Annotated in this window: 14 protein-coding genes and 1 pseudogene; 9 read left to right on the forward strand and 6 right to left on the reverse strand. The window is 42.9% G+C overall.

What is annotated here, in order from left to right; translation table 11 throughout:
* Both ACQY1X_RS22130 and ACQY1X_RS22135 read left to right on the forward strand, forming a co-directional pair.
* Positions 1-378 (forward strand): annotated as a pseudogene (locus tag ACQY1X_RS22130) (hypothetical protein); the annotation flags it as partial.
* Between the two features lie 134 nt (positions 379-512).
* Complete coding sequence (locus tag ACQY1X_RS22135; RefSeq protein ID WP_430013562.1) at positions 513-6,737, forward strand: cadherin domain-containing protein; 6,225 nt, start codon at positions 513-515, stop codon at positions 6,735-6,737.
* On the opposite strand, the gene ACQY1X_RS22140 is transcribed toward ACQY1X_RS22135, so the two are convergent.
* Positions 6,738-6,863 (reverse strand): hypothetical protein, encoded by a 126-nt coding sequence (locus ACQY1X_RS22140; protein ID WP_002738347.1) that lies wholly within the window; start codon positions 6,861-6,863, stop codon positions 6,738-6,740.
* Between the two features lie 382 nt (positions 6,864-7,245).
* Here ACQY1X_RS22140 and ureA point away from each other — a divergent pair, with 382 nt between their 5' ends.
* The 3 genes from ureA to ACQY1X_RS22155 all read left to right on the forward strand — a co-directional run bounded on the left by ureA (position 7,246) and on the right by ACQY1X_RS22155 (position 8,861).
* Complete coding sequence (gene ureA / locus ACQY1X_RS22145; RefSeq protein ID WP_002738360.1) at positions 7,246-7,548, forward strand: urease subunit gamma; 303 nt, start codon at positions 7,246-7,248, stop codon at positions 7,546-7,548.
* Positions 7,549-7,567: 19 nt separating this feature from the next.
* Positions 7,568-7,894: an urease subunit beta gene (locus tag ACQY1X_RS22150; RefSeq protein ID WP_002738732.1), complete on the forward strand. Its 327-nt coding sequence runs from the start codon at positions 7,568-7,570 to the stop codon at positions 7,892-7,894.
* An 82-nt stretch (positions 7,895-7,976) separates the two neighbouring features.
* Positions 7,977-8,861 (forward strand): S-methyl-5'-thioadenosine phosphorylase, encoded by an 885-nt coding sequence (locus tag ACQY1X_RS22155; RefSeq protein ID WP_024970817.1) that lies wholly within the window; start codon positions 7,977-7,979, stop codon positions 8,859-8,861.
* 226 nt (positions 8,862-9,087) lie between these two features.
* Here ACQY1X_RS22155 and ACQY1X_RS22160 read toward each other — a convergent pair whose 3' ends face one another.
* The gene (locus ACQY1X_RS22160) at positions 9,088-10,044 is read right to left on the reverse strand and encodes an RNA polymerase sigma factor, RpoD/SigA family (RefSeq protein ID WP_002739411.1); all 957 of its coding nucleotides are present in this window, start codon (positions 10,042-10,044) and stop codon (positions 9,088-9,090) included.
* A 562-nt stretch (positions 10,045-10,606) separates the two neighbouring features.
* On the opposite strand from ACQY1X_RS22160, the gene ACQY1X_RS22165 reads away from it, so the two are divergent.
* Both ACQY1X_RS22165 and ACQY1X_RS22170 read left to right on the forward strand, forming a co-directional pair.
* Positions 10,607-11,245, forward strand: coding sequence for an LON peptidase substrate-binding domain-containing protein (locus ACQY1X_RS22165; RefSeq protein WP_002739408.1), 639 nt, complete (start codon positions 10,607-10,609; stop codon positions 11,243-11,245).
* 184 nt (positions 11,246-11,429) lie between these two features.
* Entirely contained in the window at positions 11,430-12,032 is a 603-nt protein-coding gene (locus ACQY1X_RS22170) for a Crp/Fnr family transcriptional regulator (protein ID WP_002748318.1), read from the forward strand.
* Positions 12,033-12,455: 423 nt separating this feature from the next.
* Here ACQY1X_RS22170 and ACQY1X_RS22175 read toward each other — a convergent pair whose 3' ends face one another.
* The 3 genes from ACQY1X_RS22175 to ACQY1X_RS22185 all read right to left on the reverse strand — a co-directional run bounded on the left by ACQY1X_RS22175 (position 12,456) and on the right by ACQY1X_RS22185 (position 14,810).
* Entirely contained in the window at positions 12,456-13,664 is a 1,209-nt protein-coding gene (locus ACQY1X_RS22175; protein ID WP_430013563.1) for a 4-hydroxy-3-methylbut-2-enyl diphosphate reductase, read from the reverse strand.
* 94 nt (positions 13,665-13,758) lie between these two features.
* Complete coding sequence (locus tag ACQY1X_RS22180; protein ID WP_002738641.1) at positions 13,759-14,232, reverse strand: CRR6 family NdhI maturation factor; 474 nt, start codon at positions 14,230-14,232, stop codon at positions 13,759-13,761.
* Positions 14,233-14,645: 413 nt separating this feature from the next.
* Complete coding sequence (locus ACQY1X_RS22185; protein WP_223210779.1) at positions 14,646-14,810, reverse strand: hypothetical protein; 165 nt, start codon at positions 14,808-14,810, stop codon at positions 14,646-14,648.
* 581 nt (positions 14,811-15,391) lie between these two features.
* Between ACQY1X_RS22185 and ACQY1X_RS22190 the strand changes: the two genes are divergently transcribed.
* Both ACQY1X_RS22190 and ACQY1X_RS22195 read left to right on the forward strand, forming a co-directional pair.
* On the forward strand, positions 15,392-16,261 hold the full coding sequence (locus ACQY1X_RS22190; protein WP_430013564.1) for a bile acid:sodium symporter family protein: 870 nt from the start codon (positions 15,392-15,394) through the stop codon (positions 16,259-16,261).
* Between the two features lie 44 nt (positions 16,262-16,305).
* Entirely contained in the window at positions 16,306-16,902 is a 597-nt protein-coding gene (locus ACQY1X_RS22195; protein ID WP_430013565.1) for a hypothetical protein, read from the forward strand.
* A 23-nt stretch (positions 16,903-16,925) separates the two neighbouring features.
* Here the strand turns inward: ACQY1X_RS22195 and recA are convergent, their stop codons facing one another.
* Entirely contained in the window at positions 16,926-17,993 is a 1,068-nt protein-coding gene (gene recA / locus ACQY1X_RS22200) for a recombinase RecA (RefSeq protein ID WP_002739007.1), read from the reverse strand.
* Positions 17,994-18,049 lie beyond the last annotated feature (56 nt).

An 18,049-nucleotide genomic window follows, 5' to 3' on the forward strand; every position in this document is an offset into this window, starting at 1 on the left:
AAACTGTTTGAAATCATCGACAATATGATGACTTTATCCTCTGAATTGCAGTCAAGTTTAGAGAGTAAAATTAAACAATTTGAGGAGGAAAGAACTATGCCTTTAGTAAGTAATATGGAGTTACGAGGAATAGAACGCGGTAAGGAAATCGGTAAGGAAATTGGTAAGGAAATTGGTAAAGAAATTGGCGCGTTAGAAAAAAGCCGCGATGACATCAAAACAGTTTTAACTGTGCGGTTTGGACAGATTTCTTCAGAAATTGAAGAGATAATCGGCAAAATGACTAACCCTACTATCTTAGAAGAGCTACTAAAATTAGCAGCTACCGCTAATTCTCTCGCAGAATTTAAGCAGTCTTTGGCAAGAATCCAATCCTAGAACTTCTTTAGAAAACGGGTTTCTTTGAGAAACCCGTTTTCTTGTAATAAATGTTAATTTATGTTACAGGGGTCTTGAGAAATTTGCGCTTGTTGAGCTAAAACTATTAGCAATAAACCTCTGCTGTTAATGTCATGACTTCTTCTCTTTTGCCGATTCTTCCTGCTGTTGACGATGTTTTGTTCAATTTTGCTCAATCTGATGGCTTTTGGGCGAATTTGGCTATCGCTTTTGGCACAAGTTATGATGTGGTTAAGGCGACAGAACTACAACAGCAGTGGAAAAGCCGAAATTTTAGTCAAATTCCCCCAATTGAGGTACTCAGTGATGAGGTTTTAGGGACGGCGAATGGTGCCTATTCCAGCAGTACCAATAAGATTTATCTATCAGCATCTTTTTTAAATACGGCCTCGTCAGCAGCGATAGTTAATGTAATTTTAGAAGAAATTGGGCATTATGTGGATGCTCAAATTAATCAGGTGGATACGGTGGGGGATGAGGGGGAGTTATTTTCGGCGTTGGCACGCGGGGTAAGTTTAAGTCCTTCGGGGTTGAGTCGGATTCAGACGGAAGATGATCATGCAGTGGTAGTAATTGATGGGCAAGAAGTTCTGATTGAGCAAGCCAGTCTTTCGGGCAGTGGTGGTGTAGGTGGAACTAACAAAACTCTTCAACTCGATCCTCTACCCCAAGGACAAACCGAAAGAAATGTTACTCTTACCTATTTCTACGAGCATTATTCTATTCCTGATCAATTTCAGGTCAGATATGCAGGAAAGGACATTGTCAATACTGGAGGACTTGTTTCGGGAAGTAAAACTGGAAATGTAACATTTAAGCAAGTGCAAGGGCAAGACTTTCTCAATATCGTTGTTACTGCTCCTCAATCAGGAACAGCTTGGGATTTTTCTGTTTCTACTGACAATGCTCAAATAAACTTCAATGGTCTTGTAGGAGATGTCATCAAACTCGATTTAGGTAAGCAAAGTGGGAATGTTACGCTGAAATCCCTACCAAATTCCTCCAAAGGTAAGTTGATTAATGAGAAAGGAGAAAATGCCATTGTAGGGAGTGTATATACAACTTTATACTATGTCCCTACTGTAAATGGTGCAATCTCTAGTTATGGTCAAGATAAGGGACATCCTGGGATAGGTCAAGTCACGTTTGATGTTGAAGATCAGGATCAGAAGTCTCTGACTGTCAGTGTGAATGTTACCGATGGTTTTTCTAAGACTGATGGAAGTAATCCAGTAAAAACTGGAACTGGAAAGCTTGATATTTATACTCAACAACAGCGACTAGCTTACCTTGGGTTTCCTGACAGCAGTGGCAGTCCTTTAGTTGTTGATGGAGTAACGGGGAAGAATACTAAATGGGCAAAGACTTTGTACGATATAGCAGTGAATCCAGCCACTTCGGGAAGGGGAAGGGTCTTTAACCTACTTGAGAATCCTAAGAATTTTAATGCTTATATTAATTCTCCAAATGCACCTAAGTGGAATTTATTGACGAGTGTTCCTGGAGTTGTTTTCAGTGGTACTGCAAGAATCTATGGAATGGATTTGTCCGGTCGTTTTATCCAAAGGGCGTCTACTAATTTTGGGACAACTCTAACTTCAACTGGGGTTACCGGAAAAGATGGAGATGGTTCAGGTTCTGCTGGGAGAAAAAAAGGTAGTAAAACCCATGATGCTGGACGCAGTATTGATATAGATGAAATTCCAGGTAGCTACTTTTTCAAAGTCAGGAATGGTTTTGTGGCATCTCCTGGTGGAAAAATTGTTGTAAAAGATGGCAATTCTTACAGGGCAGGTGATCCTAACAATCCTAATGATCGGGCAAACGGATTGAGCTATTCTACACTTACCTCACAAACCAATGCAACAATGGTAACAGCGATTGCAGGTCTAATTGAATATTCCCAGACCCGACAAGCAGTCCAATCCCTAATAGATGCGTTTACCGGAGCATCTATCATTTTTTACAACGATCCAAGATTTTTAGGAACTGGAGTAGTACAGTACTCAAAACCGCACTATGATCATATTCATTTCGGCATACCTTCGCCAATTAGTTCTTCTTTTTCTCCAAGACTAGCTAATCAAAATGAGACTTATATTTCTTCTGAAGATAGTTTTCAGTTGCCTCTGGCTTCAACATTTATAACTGCAAATAGTGTTTTGGATAGTGCTATTGACCTAGGGAAAATTGATGGAACAACCACAGTAACTGGAAACTTGAGTTCTTCCGATACAGAGCGTTACTATAAGTTCACGCTTGGAGATCCGGGAAGTCCCGATGACTATGATGAGGCTTATTTTATTACCACTAGAAACTTATCATTGCTTCTAGATAATCTATCTGATGATGCTGATATAGAAATATTTCAAGATTTCAATGGTGATGGAATTCGTCAGGATGATGATGTTTTATTTTCTTCCACAGAGTCAGGTACTTCTCCAGACTCCATATCTTTGACTGATATACCAGAAGGCAATTATTTCATCCGCGTTTTCCCCAAGGCATCTGGTGGTGGTAGTATAGATTACCGACTATCTGTAACTGTTCCCCCGCTACCAGTTCCCCCTGACAATGCGGGTAATACTACCACTAATGCTCAGGATTTAGGAACGCTCAATGGAAGTATTACCCGATCTGACTTCATCGGTACGGTTGATTCCGATGACTATTATCGCTTTAACCTGACAACTGTGAGCGATTTTAATCTGGAAGTTAATGGATTAGATCAGGGCGATCTAATTGCCACTTTGGGACAAGATACTAACAATAATGGGGTCATTGACTTTGATGAAACTCTTGCCATATCGGACGCTGAAGGAAATGACCCAGAAGTGATCGATATCAATGGGTTAGCTGCGGGAACTTACTATGTTTGGCTTTCTCGCAGCAGTGGTAATACAAACTACAACCTCAATCTTTCTGCAACCCCGTCAGTTATTCCACCTGATAAAGCAGGTAGTACCCTTACCACTGCCTTCAATCTTGGCACTTTAACTGCTTCCACCCAAAACGATTTTGTTGGTAATGTTGATCCGATTGACTATTACCGCTTTACCCTGACAAATCCTAGTGGAGTTACCCTCAATCTTAGTGGCTTATCAGCAGATGCCGATTTAGAATTGTCTCAAGATAAAGATGGAGACGGTGTAATCTCTTCTGATGAAGTGATTCAGCTTTCTGAAGGAACAGACAATCAAGATGAAAATATTAATATTACGGCATTACCCGCAGGAGACTACTTTGTAAAAGTATCCCAATACGAAGGTGACACCACCTACAATCTTGCTCTCACACCAACAGCAGCCACTGGAGTAGATCTACAAGTGAGTGTGACTCCAGTAACTAATTCTCTTACTTTAGGAGATCAAGTCAGCTACACCATTACCGTTAAAAATATCGGTGCTTCTAATGCAACAGGAGTCACACTCAGCGATAACTTGCCCCTTGAAAATATCCTTGATGTGTCTGCTGTTGCCAGTAAAGGTACGACAAGTATTTCTAGCAGTGCAATTACTGCAAATATTGGCAGCCTTAACGTCAATGAATCAGCAACAGTAGTTGTTTCAGGCAGATTGGTTGGTTCGGGTTCAACCAGTAGTTTGATTCAAGTCTCAAGCGCACAAGCAGACTTTAATCCAGACAATGACTCAGTAGTACAGCGTTTCAACGTTGCACCTGGTACAATTCAACCTGCTGATTTGGAACTTTCTCTAACTTCAGATAAAACGACAGCGAATATTGATGACCTAGTTACTTTCAAAATAACTCTAACCAATAAAGGTCCAGGGGCTGCAACATCAATTCAGGTAAAAAATGTTTTGCCTCAAGGATTAACTCTTGTTTCGTCAAATCCTCAACAAGGTTCTTACAACTCCACATCTGGCATTTGGGAAGCAGGGAATATCGCCAAGGATAATCAAGCTTTCGTAGATATCGTTACCAAAGTTACTTCTGGAGGAAGTCTTTCTAATACTGCTGAAGTGATTGCAGTAACTGAACCTGATCCTGATTCTACTCCCAATAACAATAATCCCAATGAAGACGATCAAGCTTCAGTTATTGTCACTATTGGCACCGATGAAACTCCCGGTAATCAAGCTCCCACAGATTTAGCCTTAAGTGCAACCACAGTAAATGAAAATGTCCCTGTTAATACAGTGATTGGAACATTTTCTACCACAGACCCCGATACTGGGAATACCTTTACCTATAGCTTAGTTGCAGGAACAGGAGATACAGATAACTCAGCATTCTCGATTGTAGGGAATCAATTACAGATTAATAATTCTCCCGATTTTGAAACCAAGAATAGTTACAGTATTCGGGTAAAAACCACTGACCAAGGGGGACTAAGTTTTGAGAAAACCTTGACAATTACTGTCAATGATGTTAATGAAACTCCCGGTAATCAAGCTCCAACAAATTTAGCCTTAAGTGCGACAACAGTAAATGAAAATGTCCCTGTTAACACAGTGATAGGAACATTTTCTACCACAGACCCCGATACTGGTAATACCTTTACCTATAGTTTGATAGCAGGAACAGGAGATACAGATAATACTGCCTTCTCGATTGTAGGGAATCAATTACAGATTAATAATTCCCCGGATTTTGAAACCAAAAATAGTTACAGTATTCGAGTAAAAACCACCGACCAAGGGGGACTAAGTTTTGAGAAAACCTTGACAATTACTGTCAATGATGTTAATGAAACTCCCGGTAATCAAGCTCCCACAGATTTAGCATTAAGTGCGACAACAGTAAATGAAAATGTCCCTGTTAACACAGTGATAGGAACATTTTCTACCACAGACCCCGATACTGGTAATACCTTTACCTATAGTTTAGTTACAGGAACAGGAGATACAGATAACTCAGCATTCTCGATTGTAGGGAATCAATTACAGATTAATAATTCCCCAGATTTTGAAACCAAAAATAGTTACAGTATTCGAGTAAAAACCACCGACCAAGGGGGACTCAGTTTTGAGAAAACCTTGACAATTACTGTCAATGATGTTAATGAAACTCCTAGTAATCAAGCTCCCACAGCCCTAATTTTCCAAAATGCTGTCACCGAGTTAGCTGAAAATGTCAATGTCACACCAGAATTTAAAGTCGCCGACCTCCTGATTGAAGATGATGGTTTAGGAACCAATAATCTCTTCCTCACGGGACGGGATAGGGAGCGCTTCTTAATTCAGAATTCAGCCCTTTTCTATGTCGGTTTTACCCCTAATTTTGAAGCCCAAAATAGTTACGAAGTCACCGTCAATGTCGATGATACAACCGTTGGTGTCACCCCCGATCTCACCCAAACCTTCACTTTAAACATCACCGATGTCAACGAAGCTCCCACAGCCCTAATTCTGGCCAATAGCACCAATGCGATCGCTGAAAATACCGATACCAGTCAAGGTGTCAAAGTTGCCGATATTCAGATCAGCGATGATGCCTTGGGGACCAATAGCCTTTCTTTGTTGGGCAGTGATCAGAGCAGTTTCCAGATTCGTGGCCGGGAATTATTCTTCATCGGTAAGGCTGATTTTGAAGCCCAATCCCTCTATAACTTGACAGTTGCGGTAACGGATACTACCCTCAACCCGGCTCCCAATGCCACGCCAGACGCAACGGTTAATTTCACCCTAGAAATTACCAATCTACCCGACCAAGCCGTTAATCCCCAGGCCCTCCAATTTAACAATACGGGTAATGGACAAGGTTCTCTGGTTTTCAACTTTAGTAACTTGCCCGGTAGCATACAGGTGACAGCCATTGAGGAAGGACTTAGACAGACGGGAGCTTTCTTTAATAACGTTGTCGGTCTCTATCCAGTGGCCGATGATAACGGAGCCGTTTTTGATAGCCTCGATTTAGATGGAGATGGCAACGTGACAGAGTTAATTCAACCCGGTCAAGCGGGTTATGCGCGTACCGCCTTAAGTCAAGCAGTGAATAACTTCTTTTTGCGGGCCAGTGGGGAAGGGGCAAACCAAAGCACCACCGCCGCTGAATTTGGGGATGTGTTGTTGGAAGGGGGGCGACGCTACGCACCCTTTGTGATTGCCAATGGGGGCAATCTGGGAGAAAGTCTGCAAGGGAGTGTTCAGGCATTTTTGACCAAGAATCCCGATAACGTGGCGGCTACCCTAGAAAACTATATAAGTCATGAAGTGGCCTACTTCTCCTTTGGGGCGGCAAATCCCGATGGGGCGGAACATTTACGGTCAAGGGGGAATAATATCTTTGGCTTTGAGGATTTACCCGGTAACTTACCCAATATCAGTGATAACGACTTTAATGATGGGATTTTGGCGTTTAATTTTATTGCTTAATCATCCCTTGCTGGTTTGACAAACCATTTCCTCTGGGAGTTGGCGGTGGTTGTCTTTTTCTAACTGCGAATCACCGTCATTTGTCGCCCCACAGGCCTCATTGCCGTTTCTGATTAATGGTGGCATGGCTGGCTTCCAATCCAGCCATGATTTATATAGCGTTTTTCAGTCTGCTGAGGTACAAAAGTTATGGGTTTTAGGCAAAAGGCAAGATGCAAAAGGCAAGATGCAAAAGGCAAAACGGAAGAAAATAGGTGTACCTCACTAGCTTGGGAAACGCTATAGTTATTTCAAATAAGAACGAGACACTAGCCTGAATTATTCACCAATTGCCAGCCGTTTTTTAGCCAGATCGCTGAAAGACTTTCCTAGCAAGACTTTTAAGTATCTTCCCAAATCTTCATCAATAAAGCAGGCTAAGTAAATAAAATTTCACAACTCGATCGCTACAACTATCCCGCCAACAACTACAATAACCCTAGGCATCTGTGTGAAAAAAGGCCCATCTATGCAACTTTCGCCCCAAGAAAAAGATAAATTACTCATTTTCACGGCGGCACTGCTCGCCGAAAGACGCAAAAACCGTGGTATCAAGTTAAATTATCCCGAAGCGATCGCCTATATTAGCGCCGCCATCCTCGAAGGTGCGAGGGAAGGTCGTAGCGTCGCTGAATTGATGAGTTACGGCACCACTTTGTTAACCCGCGAGGAGGTAATGGAAGGCATCCCGGAAATGATTACGGAAGTACAGATCGAAGCGACTTTTCCCGATGGTACTAAATTAGTTACCGTTCACAATCCCATTCACTAACAGGAGATTTTTAGCAGTTATGATTCCGGGAGAAATTATCACACCATCCGGAGCGATCGAGATTAATGTCGGTCGCGACACCCTGCGTATCTCTGTGGCTAATACAGGCGATCGACCGATTCAAGTGGGTTCCCACTATCATTTTTATGAAGTTAACCAGGCCCTGGAGTTCCAGCGCGAATTAACCAAAGGAACCCATCTGAATATTCCCGCAGGTACGTCCGTTAGATTTGAACCGGGAGACACGAAAGAGGTGGAATTAGTTACCATCGCAGGTACTGAAGAAATTTATGGCTTTAATGGTTTAATTAATGGTTCTCTCAAAGGCAAGAAAAAGAAAAAGTAGGGTCTTAACGGAAAAATTATCATAGTTCGATCGCTCAATTGTGGTAACATCAAGGCAACGATAACTAATTCTTTCCAAGACTATGACGACGGTAAAAATTGGCATCATTGGCGGCAGTGGTTTGTATAAAATGGATGCCCTCAAGGATGTGCGGGAAGTATCCCTCGATACTCCTTTTGGTTCTCCTTCCGATGCTTTAATTCTCGGTACTTTAGAGGGAACAGAAGTTGCCTTTTTAGCGCGTCATGGCAGAGGTCACCATTTTTTACCGACCGAATTACCCTTTCGAGCTAATATTCACGCTCTCAAACAATTAGGGGTTGAATATATTATTTCCGCTTCGGCCGTTGGTTCCCTCAAAGCCGAAGTTAAACCCCTAGATTTAGTCATTCCCGATCAATTTATTGACAGAACTAAAGAGAGAATAGCGACTTTTTTTGGGGAAGGAATTGTTGCCCACGTGGCCTTTGGTGATCCCATTTGTCCCCAATTAGCAAACATTTTAGGGGATGCCGTCGCTAGTTTAAACCTACCAGAAGTTACCCTGCATCGGGGGGGTACATACATCTGTATGGAGGGGCCGGCTTTTTCTACTAAAGCGGAATCAAATCTCTATAGAAGTTGGGGCGCAACCGTCATCGGTATGACCAATTTAACCGAGGCAAAATTAGCCCGAGAAGCGGAAATTGCCTACGCTACCTTAGCCCTAGTTACCGATTACGATTGTTGGCATCCCGATCACGATCATGTCACGGTAGAAATGGTGATCGAAAATCTCCACCATAACGCTATTAATGCCCAAAAAGTTATCCAAGAAACGGTGCGCCGTCTAGCAGCTAATCCCCCCGTTTCCGCCGCTCATTCTGCCCTTAAATACGCTATTCTTACCCGTCTAGATTCTGTTCCCGTCGCCACTAAAGAAAAATTAGCTCTCTTTTTGAAAAAATATGAAGAAGTAGAGAAATAAGAGCCGAGAAAAGTCGCCGATAAATCTAGAAATGGGTCATTTTTCTCGCTGTTATTCAGACGATCAATTTGACCCTTAACGAAGGCAGGAGGCCGTCGGCAGGAGTCAGTATTCAGGAGTCAGGAGATAGGAGATTATTTTATTTATTCTCCCCACACCCCACACCCCACACCCTACACCCCACACCCTACACCCTGTCCCCACGAACAGCTTTTTGCCGCAAACCCTAACTAGCTAGATATTCTCTGATCTTGGCCTTGCGTTTTCTTAATTTAGCGATCGCTTCTCGTTCGATCTGACGGACGCGTTCACGACTGATATTGAGTCGAACGCCAATTTTTGCTAGGGTGAGGGGCTGCCCATTATCTAAACCAAAACGCAGACAAATCACTTCTTTTTGTTGAGGGGTGAGGTCTGCCATCAGTTTTTCTAAGTCCACTTGCAGGGAAGAATAGGCAGTGTAATCTTCCGGGGAAAGTCCCGTATCTTCCAAGAGTTCCCCTAATTCCGTGTCTTGATTGTCCCCCACCTTTAAGTCAAGGGAAAGGGGTTGACGGGACCTTTCCAAGTAGTCTCGCACCTGTTTAGGAGTTAAGTCTAATTCCTCGGCTAATTCGGCAATGGTGGCAGCGCGACCTTTATCTTGAGCTAGTTGACGCTGGGCCTTTTTGATTTTATTCAGTTTTTCGGTGATGTGGATGGGCAGACGGATGGTGCGACTTTTTTCTGCGATCGCCCGGGTGATGGCTTGGCGAATCCACCAATAGGCATAGGTGGAGAAGCGATAGCCTTTGGTGGGATCGAATTTTTCCACCCCTCTTTGCATCCCAATGGTTCCCTCTTGGATCAGATCTAATAGATCTAGATTGCGTTTTAGGTATTTTTTAGCGACGGAAACCACTAGACGCAGGTTCGCTTCTACCATCTTACGTTTGGCGAAATCCCCTGCCCCCAATTCTCGACGCAGTTGTTCTTCACTAATTTCCGCCGCTTCTGACCACTGGCGATCGCTGGGGTCGCTGCCGAGTTTCGCCCTTAGGGATTCTTTGATTTTTTCCAGAAAAATTAATCTTTGTACCTGTTTCGCGTAGAGAATTTCTTCTTCATGGCTGAGAAGGGGAACTCGGCCAATTTCTCTGAGATAGGCGCGAACTGGATCGGTGGGGTTTTTCGAGGTTTTCATGAGTGCGCGTCGGTTGAGGGTTGATATTCAGGGATTGATGGCGTTTTTCAGATTGCTTCCCCAGGGCAGTAAAGGAGATGCTATCAGAGTTTTTTCTCGTTTTGTAAAGAGATAAGTGAGTGGTTACTCAACTATAGAGAGAAATCTCATTGACTATTTAATTGCCTCTATAGTCTTTTTTTTGGCTATATATAGATTTTATGGGCATAAATGGCGAGTAGTGAGAAGCTTGGTTATTTAACTAATATTACAACAATTATTAAATATTGTAAAGTTTATGAGAAAAAAATCACCCCTCTCAGGAAAGCACCAATGAAGAGGAGGTTTGAGTATCTCTACTCATAGATTAGCCAAAGGTTTCCGATCAGGATGCAATCTAGATGACAAAATCAGCAATTTTCTCAGATAGCGATCGCAGGGTAGGCAGTGAGGGAAGTATTTTCAGTCAACAGTGAACTGAAAACTCACAGCTGACGACCGTCTCCCGTCTATTGCCCTTGCCTAGCGGTTCAGGGGGGATTGTGTAAAAATAAGAGAAGATCGGTTTTTTTTTACTAAACCTATGGCCACTTCTTCCATTGCCGTTAGAGAATTACCTCTCTTTCCCCTACCCGAAGTTGTTTTATTTCCGGGTCGTCCCCTGCCCCTACACATCTTCGAGTTTCGCTATCGGATTATGATGAATACGATATTGGAAGAAGATCGCCGTTTTGGGGTCTTAATGGTAGATCCGGCCACGGGAGAAATCGCTAAAGTGGGCAGTTGTGCGGAAGTTGTCCGTTGTCAACGTCTTCCAGATGATCGCTTAAAAATTCTCACCATCGGTCAACAGCGCTTCCGTGTCCTAGAATACGTCCGGGAAAAACCCTATCGTGTCGGTTTAGTGGAGTGGATTGAAGATGTCCCCACCACCCAAGATCTGCGACCTCTGGCCAAAGAAGTGGATCGACTGCTGCGGGACGTGGTTCATCTATCAGCCAAATTAACCGCTCAAAAAATTGAACTCCCCGACGATTTGCCTAGTCTTCCCCTGGAATTATCCTACTGGGTGGCGGGTAATCTCTACGGTGTGGCCGGGGAACAACAAGCTTTATTAGAAATGCTCGATACAGTCAGTCGTCTCCAACGAGAATCGGAAATTCTCACCTCAACCCGCAATCATCTGGCCGCTCGCACGGCTCTTAAAGATGCTTTAAATTAATGATCTGTAGGTTTTTCAGCTGCGGCAGCGGATGTTATTTCAGTGAACAGTGATCAGTAAACAGTAATCGGTGAACTGATCACTGATAACTGATTACTGTTAACCTGGGGATTACCTAATGTTTACCTTGATACAGTAAAGTGGGGTTAAAATTGTTAGCCCCTCGCCTAGGAGAACTTTGATCATGTTGCTCACCTATAATCCCAACGTCTCACCCTTCCGAGAAGACTATAGCGAGAGTCGTCGGCTCCACTTTTATGAGCGCGGGGAGAATATTCCTCTGGTGGCTGATGGAGTCTGGCAAGTTTATCGGGGTATGGCGCAACTAAGTCAAGTATCTGAGAGTGGAGAGGAAATTTTACTAGGTTGGGTTCATTCATCCCACTTTTTCGGCTTAAATTTGACTCATCTGGAATCTTATCACGCCAGAGCCTTGTCGGAACTGTACCTAAAATGGTACACGATCACCGAAGTGGAAAATTCGGCGGAATTAACCAGGATGATGTTAAATCAAATGATCCGTCGTCAACAACAAACGGAATCGCTCCTTGCGATCGCAGGACTGAAACGAGTGGAGGAACGTCTTCAGCAGTTACTACAGTTATTAAAGCGGGAAATGGGAGAACCAATCGCCCAAGGCAGTCGTTTAAAGATACGTTTAACCCATCAAAATCTCGCCAATGCTATCGGCACCACAAGGGTAACGGTGACGCGTTTGTTAGGGGAATTTCAGCGTCAGGGATGGGTGAGCAGCGATTGCGACCGCCATTTGATTATTCACCATTAATCCCTCTTCTGTCACTCTAGGGAACGGGAAAACATAAATGACAGGGAAAAACGGATTCTAACAGAGAATTTATTCATCGATTAAGTTGATTATATAGAAAAGAAAAGTAGTGAATTAGTCCAGGGGTAAAGAAAAACCATAGCCAAGCTTTTCAGCGATTCAAGTAACCGAAAGGCTCGATAAATAACCAGGGTAAGCTCATCTTAACAATCCTTGACAAAATGGACTTGATGTGAGTTGCTTACCCGGAGAGTGCTTCAGGCATATTTGATGAGAATTAGCCATCTCAATTGTTAAGCAAAAATCGACCCGTTTAGTCGATTTTGTAACTATTTTGATTGACTGGTATCACTTGAACTGCCCATGCGGATCACAAAATTGGCCAATTGTCAATAGCGTTTGAGATGCTCTCACCCTGGCTAATTAACCCTGGACTAAAGAAGATTTGAGCGCAAAAATTTTCTCGATTACCTCTTCTACCACCTTATCGGGAGTGGAAGCACCAGAAGTCACTCCGACGATAATTTTTCCCTCATTTAACCAGTTATCAGTGATGATTAAATCGCCACCTAAAGGTTTATGTTCGATGCGATTACCGGGGAGAATGCGCTCGGCACTATCGATATGATAGGAGGGAATGGCACGCTCGAGCGCTATTTCCTGTAGGTGAGTGGTATTAGAGGAATTATAACCGCCAATTACCACCATTAAAGAAAGCGGTTCTTTCACCAGTTCAAACATGGCATCTTGACGCTCTTGAGTGGCATCACAGATGGTATTAAAACTCATGAAATGATCTTTAAAATTGATCGGTCCGTACTTTCTCAACATAGTATGCTCGAAGAGTTTGCCAATTTCCTCCGTTTCACTTTTCAGCATTGTGGTCTGATTGGCAATACCGATATAATCTAGATCGCGATCGGGATCGAAACCCTGGGAATGGGCATTTTTAAACTTCTCTAAAAACTCATTTTTATCACCACCGTGGAGAATATAATTAGCGACATAATTAGCTTGAGCCAAATTTAAAACGATTAGATAAGTGCCAGCAAAAGAGCTAGTGGCGATCGTTTCTTCGTGATTATATTTCCCGTGAATAATCGAAGTGTGGTCGCTTTTTTTGTGTTTTTCCACGGAATTCCACACCTTAGAAACCCAGGGACAAGTAGTATCCACAATCATGCAACCCTTATCGTTAAGGATTTGCATTTCCGAGGCACTGGCCCCAAAAGCAGGTAAAATCACCACATCCCCCGATTCCACCACAGTAAAGTCTTTTTGGCCATTTTCCATCGGAATAAAACCCACGGCCATGGAGCGCAGACGCTGATTAACCGAGGGATTGTGAATAATTTCGTTAGTAATCCAGAGACGTTCCTGGGGAAAATGTTGACGAGTTTCGTAGGCCATAGCAACAGCGCGTTCTACCCCCCAACAAAAACCAAAAGCTTGAGCGAGATAGATCGTCACCTCACCCCGTTGTAAACGGTAATTATTTTCACGAATTTCTTGGATCAGGTCGCTTTGATACTCATTGGTCATCGCATCCATTACTTCTTCTTTGTGACCGAATCCCTTGCGGTTATAGTTATCCGATTGCTGTAGGGTGCGTTTAAAGGATTTTGTATCCATGATTCTCTGATAGGGGTATTGGTGGTGCTAAATTGGGCGAGACAGTAGCTTGCCATATATTTAAAATACCTTATCTAGTCAGCGCAGGAAGCTTTTAGAGACTAGAGAGAAATTCCTCGTCGATATCGTAACCAAACTGTTGAGCGAAAAATTTTAAGCGAGATAAAGCAGGAATTTGCTGACTTTTCAGCCAATCAGACAAAATAAAGAGTTTTTGCATCACAAAAATCTCTAAAGCTTCGGGATTATATTGAATTCCTTCCCCGCGATGGAATTGATGGGGGACCAACATAGCAGCATAACGGGCGATTTCTCCCTGTTTTGGGTCAAGAATAAAGATTAACCAAGGATAAACTGCATCCAAACGCAAAAACCACAGCCTGACTTCCGGTATCTCCGATAATTCCCGCATATCACCCTCCGCACGAGGATAATCTATCTCTAATTGTAGAGCTTGTTCCAATTTTGCGATCGCTGCCCGCGACTGATAATCTTGAATAATAGTCTCTAAAGATGAGAGATCGAGATTTTGAATCTGATTGGGGTTAAGAGCGATTTTGACAGTCATAGGAGCAAATAAAAGGTTATATCGGGCAAAATTACCGTTTTTTATCCCTAGATCACAATGATCTATCTCAGAAAATACTCTCAATCGGGACAAAAAAACTGGCTATGACTATTCTCTCACTCCAGAGCGAGAGAGGGAAACCAGACAAAAATCCTCATGATTGGATTTCTCCCACAATTTAACCTCCCCTGCACACCGGGGTTTTTTAGATTGATAACTATTAGGGTGATATTGTCCTCGTTTGCTCATCAGTTCCGCTTGACAAAGAGCTAATCGATGACTAATTACTATTGATAGAGTTCCTATTCTCGATTAGCAGCAAGGGAGCCAGTCTTTTACTCAAAAATGAGCCATGCTAAGGATAATTATTTTAGAGGATTTAACCCTTTTTCTCTTAACTTAATTAAGTTCAATCAATCGGGATTATCAAAGAGAGTTATATCGGGTAAATTAGCTACTTTATCAATTACTTTACCCTGAACAAATCCTCGAACTCGATCGCGCAAAGAAGCAAAGAGTAAACCGGTAATCGTGCTGAGGGAATCGGTGAACAAGCTCAGGAAAATTAATCCGCTCACACTTGCGACTACATTTAAAACAAACAACGGTTGAGTCTTGTCTGACGAATAATACACATTATTACAGTCCCCGGCGCTCGAACCAGGGATAAAGGTACAATAGAACTGTAGAGATCTGGAGGGTTGCTATGTTTACACACAACTTAGATGACAAAAAACTGTCCCTCGATCTAGAAGGGAAAACACCGCAAAAACTCACCTATCGTTCACCAAAAATCTACCACCTTGATCGCCCTAGCAATTTATCAACAGAAAGGAATTCAAGGACGGCGGGATTTAGAAGGAAAATTTGCCCTCGTTATTCTTGATGGAAGTCCTGCGGCAAAATTCCCTAGGCATTGGTGATGTCGAAAGTGGCAGTCGCATCAGCAGTTCCCTAGCTGTGATCCCATGGTTGCCACCAAGCAACTGAAGTAAGACGAGGATATCATCCCGGATCGGCAAGGGAAACTGGACTAAAATCCCCAAGGTTGGATTTCTCCCACAATTTAATCTCCCCTGCACACTGGGGTAGTCAGCAAAATCGAGAACTAGGGACACGAATTATGGGAAAATAAGCTCATCTTCTCCGCTTTTATCCCATGCAAGCCAACTTTTTTACTAATATCCTCTTACCCGTTGCCCTAGGCGTTTTAATGTTAGGCATGGGATTAGGATTAATTCTCGCCGATTTTCAGCGTATCACCCGTTATCCCAAAGCAGTCCTGATCGGTTTAGTCAATCAAATTATTATTCTACCGATCGTCGGCTTTATTATTGTTTCTCTTTTGCCTCTCCGGCCAGAAATTGCCGTCGGTTTAATGATTGTCGCCATTTGCCCCAGCGGCCCTTCCTCCAATGTTTTAACCTATTTAGCTAAGGGAGATGTGGCTCTTTCTGTTACTTTAACCGCTTTTAGCAGCATCATCACCATTTTCACAATACCTTTTTTAGCTAGTTTCATTCTCCAGCATTTTATGGGAGAAAGTGCCGCCATCTCCCTACCCATTGGTTCCACTATGGCGCAGATATTTTTGATTATAGTTTTACCCATGGTTATGGGTATGACCATCCGCCATTACTTCCCTTTACTGGCGAAAAGTCTGGAACCGATAACTAATCGTTTGGCTGTGATTTTTCTAGCAGTTATTATCTTCTTATTAATCCTGAGAGAATGGGAACGTTTACCTTTATTTATCGCTCAAACTGGCCTGGCAGTGATTATTTTAAACACGATTGCTTCCCTAATTGGCTTTTTCAGTGGTCGTTTATTTCAATTAACTATTGCCCAAAGAATTTGTATCGCAATTGAAGTGGGTATTCAAAGCGGCACTTTAGCTATTGGCATTACTGCCGGTTTATTAAAGAATCCCGAGCTAGCCATTCCCGCAATGGTCTATAGTTTATGGATGTATGTCAGCGCTTTTGTCGCTGTTTATTATGGTCGCAAAAAAGCAGCTTTGGCAAAATAGCTAAATGGAGTGATAGGATATAGCTAAAAAACTGATAACTGATTATGTTAATTGGTAAATATTTAACCCTAGAAGAATTATCTACCTGTTCCCAAACCTATCAAAAGTATGCATCACAAATCGATCCCTATCCAAAAAATCCTGCAACGATAACCGCTTGGCAAAATCTCGCTCACTTTATTATAGATCCAATTATTGATAATTTTGGTCGAGAAAGATTCCAATTAACCTACGGATTTTGTTCCAATGATCTGAGAAAATTTCTCCAAAAAAAAGACCCGATCACTGGCTTAAAAAACGGTAGAATCGATCCCAGTCGTGATCAACATTGCGGCCACGAAATTAATCAAAAGGGTCAATATTATTGTCAGCGATTGGGGGCAGCCTGTGATTTTCGGATTATCAATTTAACTAGCGATCGCCTGATAGATTGGATTTTAACCGCAAAATTACCCTTTGATTCTCTCTATTTTTACGGAATTAATCGCCCAATTCATATCAGCTATGGACCCCAACATAAACGAGATCTATGGACTTTTACCACTAAAGGAACACCGACTAAAAAAGGTTTACAATCATGGTTAGAAGCCGCTAAATCTATCGATTCTGAAGCTAAAAAATCCCCCAAAATAGGGGGATAACCAAGACTTAAAACCGTCTTCTTTTAGATTTCTGGTTCCAGATCGTCCTCCTCGTCTTCATCGGCCGGTTCCGTGGGTAAAGGAACCGAACCCATGTCTAATTTATCCCGCAATAACTTCTCAATTTCTGCCGCTACTTCTGGCCTTTCTTCGAGATATTTAACGGCATTATCGCGACCCTGGGCAATATTTTCGCCATTATAGCTATACCATGCCCCTTTACGAGTAACCACGTTAGTTTGTTCGGCGATATCGAGCATACAACCCACCTGGGAAATGCCTTTACCGAAGATAATATCAAATTCAGCAATCCGGAAAGGAGGCGCGACTTTATTTTTAGCCACCTTAACTTTAGCCCGAATTCCGTATTCCCCTTCCGTGCCTTTTTTCAAAGTTTGAATGCGACGGATATCTAAACGTACCGAGGCATAAAATTTTAAGGCCGTTCCTCCAGTGGTCACTTCAGGATTGCCGTAGGTGACACCGATTTTTTGCCGCAGTTGGTTGAGGAAAATCACCACACAACCGGATTTACCAATATTACCGGCAATTTTTCGCAGGGCTTTACTCATCAAACGGGCCTGCAAACCCACCTGATTATCCCCCATTTCCCCCTCAATTTCCGCCCGCGGCACTAAAGCGGCCACCGAGTCGATGACGACGATATCCACGGCCGAAGAACGCACTAACTGGTCAACTATTTCTAAGGCTGCCTCCCCCGTATCCGGTTGTGCTACCAGTAAATTATTGATATCTACCCCTAAATCTTCCGAATAGGTGGGATCTAAAGCGTGTTCCGCATCGACAAAGGCCGCCACTCCCCCAGCTTTCTGCACTTCTGCGATCGCATGGAGGGCTAAGGTGGTTTTTCCAGAACTTTCCGGCCCGTAAATTTCGACGATGCGGCCCTTCGGTAAACCGCCACCCAACGCCATATCTAGGGTTAAAGCACCACTAGGCACGGTTTCCACCCGCATCCGGGTGGCGTCTCCTAAACGCATAATCGAACCTTTGCCAAAGTTGCGCTCGATTTGATTTAAGACTAAACCTAAGGCCTTATCTCGATCGGAATTATTTGTCATTGTCGCCATTAATTTTCTCCCCAGTTTTCTTAAGTAGTACAGCAGTATGCAAAGATTGTAGCCTG

The organism is Microcystis protocystis FBCC-A270 (assembly GCF_050500235.1).
GTDB classification, from domain to species: Bacteria; Cyanobacteriota; Cyanobacteriia; order Cyanobacteriales; family Microcystaceae; genus Microcystis; species Microcystis ichthyoblabe_A.